The organism is Nocardiopsis sp. iso_25 (assembly GCF_056173305.1).
In genome coordinates this window covers 4,148,359-4,160,654 of the sequence record NZ_CM149667.1, presented here as the reverse complement: position 1 = coordinate 4,160,654, position 12,296 = coordinate 4,148,359, and the positions used below count along the sequence as shown (strand labels likewise).

Here is a 12,296-nt window from a genome sequence, read left to right as displayed (position 1 = left end):
GCGTGTGCGCCGGGGGCGGCCACGGCCGACCCTTCGGCGCCGGATCGCGTCCCCCATGTGCGCGGCTCCCGTGTCCGCGTGCGCCGGGGCGTCGCCGCCGGTCGGTGCCGCTCCGCGCGTTCCCCGCGCGTGGTATCCGGGGTGGAGAGGGCCCGCCTGTGGGCTTGCCCGCCGTGAAACCGTTTGCGGGCGCACCGCACGGGTGGGGCGGGCGCGGTCACCGCACGGGCGTCGCCGGTTCGCGCGGCCCGGGGGAGAGAGCGCCCCGAAGCCGCCGGGGACGGTCGCGCCCCCGTTTCCGTGGACCCCGGGGGAGCACCGGCGGGGGGAGGGGCCGAGGGAGCGCCGACGACGGGGAGGGGCGTCAGCGCTCGGGGCGCGCCGTGGCGTCGTCGAGCGCGTCGCGGATCTTGGGCGGCAGCTCCACGCCCTCCACGCCCAGGATCTCCTCCAACTGCGCGAGGGTGCGCGGACCGACCACCGCCGCGGCCACGCCCTCCTGGTCACGCGCCCAGCTCAGCGCCACCGCCAGCGGCGACACGCCCAGCCCCTCGGCCGCCGTGCACACCGACTCCACCACCCGGCGGCTGCGGTCGTCCAGGTAGGGCTCCACGTACGGCGCCATGTGGGGGAAGGCCGCCCGCGAGTCCGGCGGAGTCCCGTTGCGGTACTTGGCGGTGAGCACACCGCGGCCCAGCGGAGACCAGGCGATGAGGTGGGCTCCGGACAGCGCCGCGGCGGGTCGCAGGCCGTGGTCGGCGCCCCGGTTGAGCAACGAGTACTCGGTACCCACGCTCACCAGGGGCACGCTCCCGGGCCGCGCGCGCTGCCAGGTGGCCAGGGTCGCGAACTGCCACGACTCCAGGTTCCCCGTGCCCACGTAGCGCGCCTTGCCCGCCGCCACCGCCGTCTCCATCGCGGCCAGCGACTCCTCGGGCGGCGTGGAGGGGTCGAACACGTGGAGCTGCCACAGGTCCACGTAGTCGGTCTGCAGGCGTCGCAGCGAGGCGTCCAGGGAGGCCAGCAGGTGCCGCCGGGAGGCGTCCACCGGCCGGTAGCCGTCGGGCGTGTGGCCGGTCTTGGTGGCCACCACCACGTCCTCGCGGCGCACCGAGGCGCGCAGCAGGCGTCCCAGGATCCGCTCGCTCTGGCCGCCGGTGTAGATGTCCGCGGTGTCCACGAGCGTGCCGCCCGCGTCGACGAACGCGGTGAGCTGCTGCCCGGCCTCCTCCTCGGAGGTGTCCTTGCCCCAGGTCATCGTGCCGAGAGCGGTACGAGAGACCCAGAGCCCTGATCTGCCCACCTGTCGCTGTTCCATGCGGCGGAGATTACCGCGTCCGTCCGACGCCGTCCTTCGGGCACACCTCCGCCGCTCCCCCCGGACGCGGCCGTGACCGGCGCGTTCGCCGCGCCCGCGCCCGTGTTCCGACTCCGCGAACGGGCTCCTCGAACCTGGTGGCCCGGATCCGCCGCGCCCGCCGCGGCACACCGTTCCCGCGACCGCGGCCGGGGTCCTGCCCTCCCGTCCGCCGCGGGCCTACCCTGTGACCATGGCGACACCCGCAGCACCCCAGGACACTCCGCCCCCACCGCCCGCACCCGAGGCGGTCACCCTCCTCCTCATCCGGCACGGGATGACCGACGCCACCGGCCCCCGCCTGGCGGGGCGCGCCGAGGGCGTCCACCTCAACGACACCGGCCGGGTCCAGGCCGCGCACCTGGCCGGACGGCTCACAGGGCTGCGACCGGCGGCCCTGGTCTCCAGCCCGCTCGAACGCTGCCAGGAGACCGCCGAGGCCGTCGCCGCGCAGCTCGGCGTCCCCGTCACCACCGACGAGCGCTTCGTGGAGTGCGACTACGGCTCCTGGACCGGCCGCGGCCTGGGCGAACTGTCCGACGAACCCCTCTGGCGCGTGGTGCAGGACCACCCCAGCGCCGCGCGCTTCCCCGGCGGGGAGGCCCTGACCGAGTCCTCGGCCCGCGCGGTCGCGGCCGTGCGCGACTGGAACGCCCGCCTGCTCACGGCGCCGCCCCAGGACCCGGCCCCGGGCGCCCCGTCCGCGCCCCAGGACCCGCCCGTGTACGTGGTGTGCAGCCACGGCGACATCATCAAGGCCGTCGTCGCCGACGCCCTGGGCATGCACCTGGACCTGTTCCAGCGGCTGCGGGTGGACCCCTGTTCGGTCACCTCCATCACCTACACGCGCACCCGTCCCTTCCTCAACAAGCTCAATGACACGGGGGAAAGCCTGACCGCGAGCCTGCCGACCCCCGCCGAGGCCAGCGGCGACGCGGCCGTGGGAGGCGGCGCGGGCTCACAGGAGGCCGCCGCCGACGCCCCCTGACGGTTCCTCCTTCCGCCCGGTGAGCCGTAGGGATCTCCCGGTACCCTGCCCCCCCCGCCCGGCCCCGGCGGGCCGCCGGGAGACATCGGCGGCCCACGGGGGCCGGTGCGGTGGCCCGCTCCGCGGGGACGGACCGGCGGTCTCGACGGCCGAGGCCGCGGCACCGCGGCGCGGCGCGCACCCGCCCGGCGCCCGGCCCTTCGGCCCCACCCGGGCCCACCAGCGCGTCCGGCAGGTTTGGCACCGGGAGGCCCGCATCCCGTAAGGTTCTTGGCATGCCCGTCTTTCAGTTCAATCCGCCGGAGCGGTTCGTCGCGGGGACCGTGGGCCAGCCGGGAGACCGCACCTTCTTCCTCCAAGCCGTGGGCGAGGGGCGCATCACCAGCGTGGTCCTGGAGAAGGCGCAGGTCGAGGCGCTCGCCACCCGTATCGAGGAACTACTGGAAGAGGTGCACCGGCGCTTCGGCTCCCCGCCGGAGGACACCGCTCCGCCCGAGGACGACGCTCCCCTGGAGCAGCCCATCGAGCAGGACTTCCGGGTCGGCACCCTGGCCCTGGCCTGGGACGCCGAGGCCGCCCGCGTCATCATCGAGGCCCAGGAGATCGACGAGACCGCCGGTGAGGACCTGCTGGAGGACGACGAGGAGGAGCTGGAGGTCTTCGCCGAGGAGGCCCCCGCCCACCGCGACGTCCTGCGCGTCTACCTCACCCCCGGCGCCGCGCGCTCCTTCGCCGGACGCGCGCTGAAGGTGGTCGCCGCCGGACGCCCGGACTGCCCGCTGTGCGGACGCCCGCTCGACCCCAACGGCCACATCTGCGTACGCCAGAACGGCTACCGACCGGACAGCCTCGTCTGAGCACGCCGATGAGCACACCACCGGCGGGCCGCCGGGCGCGCAGACCCGGGGGCCCGCGATGAGGGACACCGCCGACGCCTTCGACGGCCTCAGCCCGGCCGTCGGGCTCGACCTGCTCCGCACCGGCGAGATCACTGTGGAGGGGCGGCTGACTGCCGCCTCCAACGCCACCCTGTACTGCACCGTCTCCGACGGCGTGCACTCGGCCGCCTGCGTGTACAAGCCGGTGGCGGGGGAGCGGCCGCTGTGGGACTTCCCCGACGGGACCCTGGCCGGGCGCGAGGTGAGCGCCCACGCCGTCTCCGAAGCCCTGGGCTGGGGGATCGTCCCGCCCACCGTGCACCGCGACGGCCCGTTCGGCGAGGGCATGGTGCAGCTGTGGGTGCACGGCGACGCCACCGTGGACCTGATCGCCCTGGCGCGGGAGACCGACAACACCGACCTGCGCCGCATGGCGGTGTTCGACGCGGTCATCAACAACTCCGACCGCAAGATCGGCCACCTGCTGCCCACCCCCGGCGGCCACCTGTACGGCTGCGACCACGGGGTCTCCCTCGCGGAGGACTACAAGCTGCGCACCGTGCTGTGGCAGTGGCAGGGCCAGCCGCTGCCCCAGGACGCCCTGGAGGCCCTGGGGTCGGCGCGCGACCAGCTCGCCGACGCGGACAGCGCCCTGTCCGAGGAGTTGAAGCGGCACCTGACCGGACCGGAGGCCTACGCGGTGCGCAGCCGGGTGGACCTGCTCATCCGGCACGGCATCCACCCCTACCCGGCGCCGGACTGGCCCGCGGTGCCCTGGCCGCCGATCTGAGTCCGGTGGCGGCCTTCCGCCCGCCCCGGTGCGCGGCGGGACGCGCACGGGAGGAGCGGCCCCGGCCTGCCACCGCCCGCGGCCGTGCCTTCCCACGGCCGCACCCCGCCCGCCCGGCCGCGAACCCGAGCCGTTCCGGGGACATCGTAGGACCCGGCGGCACCGGCGGGAGGGAACCCCATGGCGGGGTCCGAGCGCCTGCGGGCCGGGCCCGGAGGGCCGGTCACCCCGCGCCCGGACGGGCGCTTCCCCGAGGAGGAGCCCGCGGCCGGGACCGGACCGGTGTGAGGGTGCTCGCCTACCAGGGGGTGGGAATGGCGTGCTCCTTGCCCCTGACGGCACAATGGGCACGTGAGCAACGAGTGGAACTACCTATTCGACATGGACGGCGTGCTCGTACGCGAGCAGCACCCCATCCCGGGCGCGGACGAGCTCATCGCGGAGCTGCGCGAGAACGGGATTCCGTTCATGGTGTTGACCAACAACTCCATCTACACCCCCCGCGATCTGCGCGCGCGTCTGCTCAGCTCGGGCCTGGACATCCCCGAGGAGTCGATCTGGACGTCGGCCCTGGCCACCGCCCAGTTCCTCCAGACCCAGCGCCCCAACGGGTCGGCCTACGTCGTCGGCGAGTCCGGCCTGACCACCGCCCTGCACAACGTCGGCTACGTGATGACCGAGCGCGACCCCGACTACGTGGTGCTCGGTGAGACCCGCACCTACAGCTTCGAGGCCATAACCCGCGCGATCCGGCTGGTCCGCGGCGGTGCGCGGTTCATCGCCACCAACCCCGACGAGACCGGTCCCAGCGCCGAGGGCCCGCTGCCCGCCACGGGTGCGGTCGCCGCGCTGATCGAGAAGGCCACCGGCCGCCGCCCCTACTTCGTGGGCAAGCCCAACCCGCTGATGATGCGGTCGGCGCTGCGCCGGATCGGCGCGCACTCGGAGAACACCCTGATGGTGGGCGACCGGATGGACACCGACGTGCTCAGCGGTCTGGAGGCGGGCCTGCAGACCGTGCTGGTGCTCTCGGGTATCTCCGAGCGCGAGACCGCCGAGCAGTTCCCCTACCGCCCCACCCGTGTGATCGGGTCGGTCAAAGAGCTGGTGGGCATCACCCGCGACCCCTTCCAGCGGGACTAGCGCTTCCAGCGGGACCGGTGTCCGCGCCGGGGACGCCGCGGAGGGGCGCACGCCGCCCTCCCGCGGCTCTCCCTCGGTGATCCTGATCGCAGTGCCGTCGTGGGCGCCCACGACGGCACTGCGATCAGGATCACTCCCGCGGCCCGGGTGTTTTCGGGGCCGACACGACGACGGGGGCGGCGGACCGTGTCCGCCGCCCCCGTGTGTCGCGGGTGCTCAGGCGCTCTGCCGCTGCCTGGCGATCTCCTCCACCTTGGCCGCCTCCTCGCGGCGGCGGGCGCGGAGCAGGGCCAGGCGCTCGGCGAGGACCTCTTCCAGGTCCTCCATGCTCCGGCGCTCCAGCAGCATGTCCCAGTGGGTGCGCGTGGGCTTGGTGTTCTTGGGCTCCTCGCCGGAGCCGTCCCGCCGCAGGGCGCGGTCGCCGCAGAAACGGCACTCCCACTCGGCGGGAATCTCTGCCTCGGTCGCGAAGGTGACCGAGAAGCGGTGGCCCCGGGTGCAGTCGTAGGTGACTTCCTGCCGCGGAGCCAGGTCGGTGTTGCGGTCGTTCTCGTAGCTCGTCGCCCCGAGCCGGGTGCCGCGAAGTGCTCGCTCGGCCATCGTGTGGGTGCCTCCAGGCGCTTGTGCGGTCTCGCGGGGTGTAACGCGTCGGTCCACGTCAAGATTCCCCGCTGACCTGAGGTCGAACCACCTCCGGCGTCCGGGGGCCACCCCGATCCCAAAACATTGTCCGGTGCGCTGAGTGTGGCACATGTGACCTGGGGCACTCCAGGCTGCCTGTTTCGGGTGTGTCTCTATATACGCCCGCCGGGGGCGAAAAACATCCGCTAAATCCCCCGCTTTCGCCCTCCGGCGCATCCTCCTGCCTGGTGGGGGCGGGAACGCGCCCCCGGGGCCGAATCGACAGCGGCGGGGTCCCGCCGACGGACGCTCGGCAGCGCGTCCGTCGTCATCGGGTACGGCCCCTGCGCCCGGACCTCCGCCCGGCCGCCGCCGTCCGTCGGCGGCCGGGCGTGCTCCTTGCCGTCCGCCAGTCGGTCGGCATCCTTCTCGTCCCCTCGGCCGCCGCGCGGTCCCGCCGGTCGCCGTTCACGACCCGCTGTGCGGTCCCGCCAGTCGGCGTCCGCCCCGCTTGCCGCGCCCCGGAGGGTCGGCGTCCGTCCCCGGCCGGATCCGTGGCCGACTCAGGCCAGTTCCGCGCCGCCGCCCGCGGCCGCTCCCGGCCATCCGCGGCCGCGGGGCCGCCTCGCACCGCCCCCGCCCGTCACACTGCGTCCACCCTCACCGCGCTTCCCTCCACGCCCGCCGCCGTGCGGTTCCCGCAGTTCACGACTGGAAAAGGCGTGCGCCCGACAATGGCTTCCGGAAAAGGTCGGACGTTCCCGCACCGCTGATTATCACTCTCCGGAATCCGCGCTGTGGTAGGGAATCCGGCTCTCCGTCCCTCATGTGCGATAAAGATTCCATTGTGCCGACATGGCCGCCCGAGGTGTCTGGTGGTATGTTGACTCGCCGTGTACCGAAAAGCGTAGGGCGGGGAAATTAATCCCCTTCCTTTGGATGTGCACATCGTGCCGGAAATGTCCCCTTCGGTGCGTCCTCACGTGCCGGAACCAGGAGCGACGGCGCGGCCGGACGTGGAGCCCCATGACTGCTGAGACCCCCCACCTCCGAGGAGCCGTGCCCGCGTCGCCGTCCGCGCCGCGCTGGCTCCTCCTCCCGCTCGCGGCGCTGCCCTTCTGGGCCGTGCCCCTGTGGGCCGCGCCCGAGGCCCGGACCCTGCCCGTCCTGGCCGCCTCCGCGGTCCCCCTCCTGCTCCTGCTGGTCCTCGCGGTGCTGCTCGACCGGCGCGCCCGGCGGATTCGCGACCTGGGCGCCCGGCTCGACGCGCTGCGCGCCGACACCGCATCCCTGGCCGACGAGCACCTGCCCCTCCTGGCCCGGCGCCTGCGCGCGGGCGACTCCGCCGACACCGCCCTGCGCGCCCTGCCCCTGTCCGCCGACCACGGGGGTCGCGCCGTCCTGCGGACCGCCGCCACCGAGATCGCCGCCGCCGAACGCCGCCGCTCGGCAGCCATGGCCGCCTGCGCCACCGCCGCAGGACGCGTCCAGGCCCTGAGCACCACCATGCTCGCCGACCTGCGCCGGATGCAGGAGCGCCACGGCGACGGGGACACCGGCACCGACGTCCTCGGCGACCTCATGCACCTGGACCACAGCACCGCACAGGTCGGACGCGTCGCCGACAGCATCGCCGTCCTCACCGGGGCCCGCTCCGGCCGCCGCTGGGGCCGGGCCATCGGCATGGAGAGCGTCGTCCGCGGCGCCATGGCCCGCATCGGCGCCTACCAGCGCGTCCGCGTGCACAACGCCTCCACCCAGGCGGTCGCCGGGTTCGCCGCCGAGGGCGTCATCCACGCCCTGGCCGAGATCCTGGACAACGCCGCCAGGTTCTCCCCGCCCACCGCCGAGGTCCACGTCCACGTCGAGGAGGTCCAGGCCGGGATCGCGGTCATGGTCGAGGACGGCGGCCTGGTCATGGGGGAGGAGGCGCTGCGCCGCGCCCGCCGCACCGTCGAGAACGGCCTGGACCTGGCCGCCATCTCCGGAACCCGCCTGGGCCTGTCGGTCGTCGGCCAGATCGCCCACCGCTACGGCCTGTCGGTGTCCTTCCGCTCCTCCTCGCGCGGCGGCACGGCGGTCGTCCTCCTGCTGCCCCGCAAGCTCGTCAAACCCCTCCCCGAGCCCGTGGTCCCCGACTCCCCGGCGTCCCTGCCCGGGGCCGCACGGGAACCCGGTACCGCCCCCACACCCGCCGCGATCCCCCCGGCCGCGGCGGAGACCGCCGCGGAGGACGTCGACGGACTGCCCCGGCGCCGCCGCGGCCGGACGCTCACGGCGGCCGAGAACACCAGGCCCGCACCGCGCAGGAGCAACCCCGCCGCCGTGGCGAGGGGCTTCGGCGAGTTCCGCTCCGCGGTGCGCGGCCCGAACGACAAGGACGCATGATGGACCTCGACACGCTGACCTGGCTCCTCGAAGGCCTCCTGGAACGCACGCCCGGCACCCGCCACGCCCTCGTGCTCTCCCGCGACGGGCTCAAGCTCTGCCACAGCTCCGGCCTGCGCGCCGACAGCGCCGACCACCTCGCCGCGATCGCCGCCGGGGTGCAGAGCCTGGCGCACAGCGCCTCGGTGGAGTTCGGCGACGGGGCGGGCGGCGTCCGCCAGGCCATGGCCGAGTTCTACGGCGGCCTGCTGTTCATCGTCGAGGCCGGACACGGCGCCCACCTGGCCGTCATCACCTCCGAGGAGGCCGAACCCGGTCTGGTCGGCCACAACATGAACGAGCTGGTCGAGCAGATGGGTGAGCACCTGACCACCCCGCCCCGCGCCGGAGCCGGACCGGTATGACGCGACCGCACCAGCAGGAGGGTCCGGACCGCCTCTACGTCATCACCTCGGGCCGCAGCAGCGGGGCCGACGACTCCCTGGACGCGGTGACCCTCATCGTGGCCGAGAGCGCGCCCACCCCCGGCATGCAGTCCGAGCACGCCCGGATCCTGCGGCTGTGCCGCGGCCCGACGGCGGTGGTGGAGATCTCCGCCCACCTGCGCCTGCCCGTGGCGATCGTGCGCATCCTGGTCACCGACCTGCTCGACACCGGCCTGGCCACCGCGCGCCACCCCCGCCCCGCGCCCTCACCGGCCCACCCCCTCGCCTCCCCGGACGTGTTGGAGAAGGTGCTCGTTGCACTCCACAACCTCTGATCCCCCCTCGGCCCCGCCCCCGGACTCCCCGCCCGCCCCGGCGGACCGCGCCCGCGAGGCCGCCCGGGTCCCGCTGCCCGACACCGCCGAGTACGCCCTCAAGATCGCGGTCGTGGGCGGCTTCGGGGTCGGCAAGACCACCCTGGTCCGCTCGGTCAGCGAGATCCGCCCGCTCAGCACCGAGGAGACCATGACCCGGGCGGGGCACGGCGTCGACGACGTGGACGGGGTGGAGTCCAAGCGCGCCACCACCGTCGCCTTCGACTTCGGCCGCATCACCCTGGACGCCGCCTCGGTGCTCTACGTCTTCGGCGCCCCGGGCCAGGAGCGCTTCTGGTTCCTGTGGGACCGCCTCTTCTCCGGAGCCCTGGGCGCGGTGGTCCTGGTGGACACCCGGCGCCTGGAGGACTCCTTCTACGCCATCGACCGCCTGGAGGCCCAAGGCACCCCCTTCGTCGTGGCCCACAACGACTTCGGCGAGGCCGAGCACAGTCTGGAGAAGGTGCGCGCCGCCCTGGACCTGGACGCCTCGGTCCCCCTGCTGCGCTGCGACGCGCGCACACGCGACTCGGCCAAGCAGGTCCTCATCGCGCTGGTCGGCCACGTCCGCGCCCTGGTCACGGAAGCCGCCCGGTGAGCGGTACCCAGACCTGTCCGGTCCGCCTCCACGGCCCCGACTTCCGAACCCGTCCCCGACGGCCGAGCCGAGCGGCCGCCCGCCCCCTTCTCCCAAAGGACCGAGAGTGGCCGACCCCGTCCGGCTGTACGACCCCAGCTTCAACGCCGACCCCCAGGGCTCCTACCGGGCCATGCGCGCCGAACACGGTTCCGTGGTGCCCGTGCTCATGGAGGGCGACGTCCCCGCGTGGCTGGTCATCGGCTACCACGAGCTCCACCACGTCCTCAACACCCCCGAGGTGTTCGCGCGCGACCCCCGCCGCTGGAACGCCTGGGACCGGGTGCCGCGGGACTGGCCGCTGCTGCCGGTGCTCGCGCCCCAGCCCAACCTGCTGTCCGCCGAGGGCGAGGAGCACCGGCGCCGCACCGGCGCGGTCAACGACGCCCTGGACGGGGCCGACCCGCACGAGCTGCGCGCGGTCACCGCACGCCTGGCCGACCGCCTCGTCGACGGGTTCTGCGCCTCCAGCGGCACCGACCTGCGCACGCACTACGCGCAGCGGCTCCCGTCCCTGGTCCTGTGCTGGATGTACGGCCTCGACGACGACCGCGGCGAGGCGGTCACCACCCTGATGGGCACCATGTTCGACGCCGGTCCCGACGCGGTCGGGGCCCACGTCGAGATCGTGGCCGAGTTCACCCGGCTCGTCGCCTCCCGCCGCGCCGAACCCGGACCCGACGTGGTGTCCCGGATGATCGCCCACCCGGCGGGCTACGGCGACGCGGACCTGATCGCCGAACTGGTCGCCGTCCTGGGCGGCGCCCACCAGACCACCTCCGAGTGGATCGGCAACGCGCTGCGCCTGATGCTCACCGACGACCGCTTCTCCGCCTCCATGGCGGGCGCCCGCAGCAGCGTCCGCGAGGCCCTGGCCGAGGTCCTGTGGGAGGACTCCCCGTCCCAGATGAACGCCGGGCGCTTCGCCGCCCGCGACGTCGAGCTGGACGGCAGGGTCATCCGCAGGGGCGACCTGCTCCTGCTGGGCTACGCCGCGGCCAACAAGGACCCGCGGCTGCACGCCGGCGAGCGCTCCTCGGCCCTCCGGGGCAACCACGCCCACCTGTCCTTCTCCCACGGCGAGCACAGCTGCCCCCACGCCGCGCAGGGGATCGCCGAGGTCATGGCGGTCACAGCGGTGGAGGTGCTGCTGGACCGCCTGCCCGACGTCGAACTGGCCATCCCCGCCGAGGAGGTCCGCTGGCGGCCCTCACCTTGGGTGCGGGGAGTCGTTTCGCTGCCGGTCGCCTTCACCCCCACACCCCCGCAAGGAGTCCTGTGATGCCCTGCCCCGTCCAGCACACCCCCGACGGAATCCCGCTGGTGCACGCCGTCCCCGACGACGTGCAGGCCGACCGCGAACGCCTCCACCAGGCCGGACCCGTCACCCGGGTCGAGCTCCCCGGCGGGGTCCGCGCCTGGGCCACCACCCACCACGAGGTCAGCCGCGCCACCCTCAACGACCCCCGGTTCGTCAAGAGCGTCGACCACTGGGACGACTACCGGAGCGGCCGGGTCCCCGAGGGCTGGCCGCTGATGGGCACGATCCCCACCGACGGCTCCAACATGCTGGCCCAGGACGGCGCCGCCCACCGGCGCATGCGCAGACTCACCGCCAGCCCGTTCTCGGCGCGCCGGGTGGAGCGCCTGCGCCCGCGCATCGAGGAGATCACCGCTCGGGCGCTGGACGCCCTGGAGCCGCGCGCGCACGAACCCCTGGACCTGAAGTCGGAGTTCACCTTCCGGGTTCCCATGGGGGTGATCGGCGAACTGTACGGGGTGGCCGAGGCCGAGTACGCCCAGCTCGGCGAGATGTACGCCAAGCTCTTCTCCGGCACCACCGAGGAGGGCGAGCACCTGCGGATCTACGGCGCCCTGTTCCAGTTCTTCGCCGAGATGGTCGCCCGCAAGCGCGCCAGCCTGGACGAGCACGACGACTTCACCGCCGACCTGCTCAGGGCCCGGGAGGACGGCGACTCCCTCAGCGACACCGAGGTCACCATCACCCTGCTGACGGTGGTGGCGGCCGGGCACGAGACCACCGTCAACCTGCTCAACAACGTGGTGCGCGCCCTGCTCGCCCACCCCGACCAGTTCGCCCTGCTCAAGGCGGACAAGGTCACGTGGGAGCAGGTCGTGGAGGAGACGCTGCGCTACGACCCGCCCAACAACGTCATGATGTTCCGCTTCGCCACCGAGGACGTGGAGGTCGGCGGGCAGACCATCCGCAAGGGCGAGGCGCTGATGACGCACTACGGCGCGGCCACCCGCGACCGCGCGGAGTTCGGCGAGGACCCGGACCCGTCCGTCTTCGAACCGCAGCGCAACAAGGGGCGCCACATCACCTTCGGGTACGGCCCGCACATCTGCCCCGGGGCGCCGCTGTCGCGCCTGGAGGCCGGGATCATCCTGCCGATGCTCTTCGAGCGCTTCCCCGACCTGCGGCTGGCCGTCCCCGACGAGGAGCTGCGGGTGCAGTCCGCGCTCTCGGTGACCAGCCTGAGGGAGTTCCCGGTCGTGCTGCGCCCCTGACCGGTGGGAGACCGTCCCCGCGCCCCGGGCCGCCCCGGCCGGGCGCGGGGACCGCGCCGTGCGACCCCCGTCGCGTTCCGGCCGGGGCGCGCGTGGCCGGGGTGGTTCGCGTCGCGGCCCGGGCGGTACCGGGAGCGGCCTTCCCGCAGTCCCGAGGCCCGGC

The 12,296-nt window shown here is 74.2% G+C and carries 12 protein-coding genes; 10 read left to right on the top strand and 2 right to left on the bottom strand.

Annotation, left to right across the window (positions count from 1 at the left end):
* Positions 1-364 precede the first annotated feature (364 nt).
* Complete coding sequence (locus AC0VX6_RS17870; RefSeq protein WP_475465326.1) at positions 365-1,318, bottom strand: aldo/keto reductase; 954 nt, start codon at positions 1,316-1,318, stop codon at positions 365-367.
* Between the two features lie 232 nt (positions 1,319-1,550).
* Between AC0VX6_RS17870 and AC0VX6_RS17865 the strand changes: the two genes are divergently transcribed.
* The 4 genes from AC0VX6_RS17865 (at position 1,551) to AC0VX6_RS17850 (ending at position 5,156) form a co-directional block, all read left to right on the top strand.
* Positions 1,551-2,345 carry an MSMEG_4193 family putative phosphomutase gene (locus AC0VX6_RS17865; protein WP_475465325.1) on the top strand — a complete coding sequence of 265 codons (795 nt, stop codon included), beginning with the start codon at positions 1,551-1,553 and terminating at the stop codon, positions 2,343-2,345.
* A gap of 275 nt (positions 2,346-2,620) precedes the next feature.
* Positions 2,621-3,202 carry a DUF3090 domain-containing protein gene (locus AC0VX6_RS17860; RefSeq protein WP_274973824.1) on the top strand — a complete coding sequence of 194 codons (582 nt, stop codon included), beginning with the start codon at positions 2,621-2,623 and terminating at the stop codon, positions 3,200-3,202.
* A 58-nt stretch (positions 3,203-3,260) separates the two neighbouring features.
* Positions 3,261-4,013, top strand: a complete 753-nt coding sequence (locus AC0VX6_RS17855; RefSeq protein WP_475465323.1) for an SCO1664 family protein — start codon at positions 3,261-3,263, stop codon at positions 4,011-4,013.
* 351 nt (positions 4,014-4,364) lie between these two features.
* Positions 4,365-5,156, top strand: a complete 792-nt coding sequence (locus AC0VX6_RS17850; RefSeq protein ID WP_235432201.1) for an HAD-IIA family hydrolase — start codon at positions 4,365-4,367, stop codon at positions 5,154-5,156.
* A gap of 216 nt (positions 5,157-5,372) precedes the next feature.
* Here the strand turns inward: AC0VX6_RS17850 and AC0VX6_RS17845 are convergent, their stop codons facing one another.
* Positions 5,373-5,756 (bottom strand): RNA polymerase-binding protein RbpA, encoded by a 384-nt coding sequence (locus AC0VX6_RS17845; RefSeq protein ID WP_274973822.1) that lies wholly within the window; start codon positions 5,754-5,756, stop codon positions 5,373-5,375.
* Between the two features lie 1,047 nt (positions 5,757-6,803).
* On the opposite strand from AC0VX6_RS17845, the gene AC0VX6_RS17840 reads away from it, so the two are divergent.
* The 6 genes from AC0VX6_RS17840 (at position 6,804) to AC0VX6_RS17815 (ending at position 12,133) form a co-directional block, all read left to right on the top strand.
* A complete protein-coding gene (locus tag AC0VX6_RS17840) occupies positions 6,804-8,165 on the top strand; it encodes an ATP-binding protein (RefSeq protein ID WP_475465321.1) in 1,362 nt (453 codons plus the stop codon).
* Positions 8,165-8,569 (top strand): roadblock/LC7 domain-containing protein, encoded by a 405-nt coding sequence (locus AC0VX6_RS17835; protein ID WP_013153774.1) that lies wholly within the window; start codon positions 8,165-8,167, stop codon positions 8,567-8,569. Before AC0VX6_RS17840 ends, AC0VX6_RS17835 begins: the two co-directional genes overlap by 1 nt.
* Positions 8,566-8,925: a DUF742 domain-containing protein gene (locus AC0VX6_RS17830; protein ID WP_274973820.1), complete on the top strand. Its 360-nt coding sequence runs from the start codon at positions 8,566-8,568 to the stop codon at positions 8,923-8,925. The genes AC0VX6_RS17835 and AC0VX6_RS17830 overlap by 4 nt, the downstream gene beginning before the upstream one ends.
* Positions 8,906-9,562 (top strand): GTP-binding protein, encoded by a 657-nt coding sequence (locus AC0VX6_RS17825; protein WP_274973819.1) that lies wholly within the window; start codon positions 8,906-8,908, stop codon positions 9,560-9,562. Before AC0VX6_RS17830 ends, AC0VX6_RS17825 begins: the two co-directional genes overlap by 20 nt.
* Before the next feature lie 106 nt (positions 9,563-9,668).
* Positions 9,669-10,883 carry a cytochrome P450 gene (locus AC0VX6_RS17820; RefSeq protein WP_475465320.1) on the top strand — a complete coding sequence of 405 codons (1,215 nt, stop codon included), beginning with the start codon at positions 9,669-9,671 and terminating at the stop codon, positions 10,881-10,883.
* Positions 10,883-12,133, top strand: coding sequence for a cytochrome P450 family protein (locus AC0VX6_RS17815; RefSeq protein WP_274973817.1), 1,251 nt, complete (start codon positions 10,883-10,885; stop codon positions 12,131-12,133). The genes AC0VX6_RS17820 and AC0VX6_RS17815 overlap by 1 nt, the downstream gene beginning before the upstream one ends.
* Positions 12,134-12,296: the final 163 nt, after the last annotated feature.

What these genes read in the sequence shown, in the direction of transcription:
- AC0VX6_RS17870 (WP_475465326.1), bottom strand. Translation starts at nt 1,318, where the DNA reads ATGGAACAGCGACAGGTGGGCAGATCAGGGCTCTGGGTCTCTCGTACC.
- AC0VX6_RS17865 (WP_475465325.1), top strand. Translation starts at nt 1,551, where the DNA reads ATGGCGACACCCGCAGCACCCCAGGACACTCCGCCCCCACCGCCCGCA.
- AC0VX6_RS17860 (WP_274973824.1), top strand. Translation starts at nt 2,621, where the DNA reads ATGCCCGTCTTTCAGTTCAATCCGCCGGAGCGGTTCGTCGCGGGGACC.
- AC0VX6_RS17855 (WP_475465323.1), top strand. Translation starts at nt 3,261, where the DNA reads ATGAGGGACACCGCCGACGCCTTCGACGGCCTCAGCCCGGCCGTCGGG.
- AC0VX6_RS17845 (WP_274973822.1), bottom strand. Translation starts at nt 5,756, where the DNA reads ATGGCCGAGCGAGCACTTCGCGGCACCCGGCTCGGGGCGACGAGCTAC.
- AC0VX6_RS17840 (WP_475465321.1), top strand. Translation starts at nt 6,804, where the DNA reads ATGACTGCTGAGACCCCCCACCTCCGAGGAGCCGTGCCCGCGTCGCCG.
- AC0VX6_RS17835 (WP_013153774.1), top strand. Translation starts at nt 8,165, where the DNA reads ATGGACCTCGACACGCTGACCTGGCTCCTCGAAGGCCTCCTGGAACGC.
- AC0VX6_RS17830 (WP_274973820.1), top strand. Translation starts at nt 8,566, where the DNA reads ATGACGCGACCGCACCAGCAGGAGGGTCCGGACCGCCTCTACGTCATC.
- AC0VX6_RS17815 (WP_274973817.1), top strand. Translation starts at nt 10,883, where the DNA reads ATGCCCTGCCCCGTCCAGCACACCCCCGACGGAATCCCGCTGGTGCAC.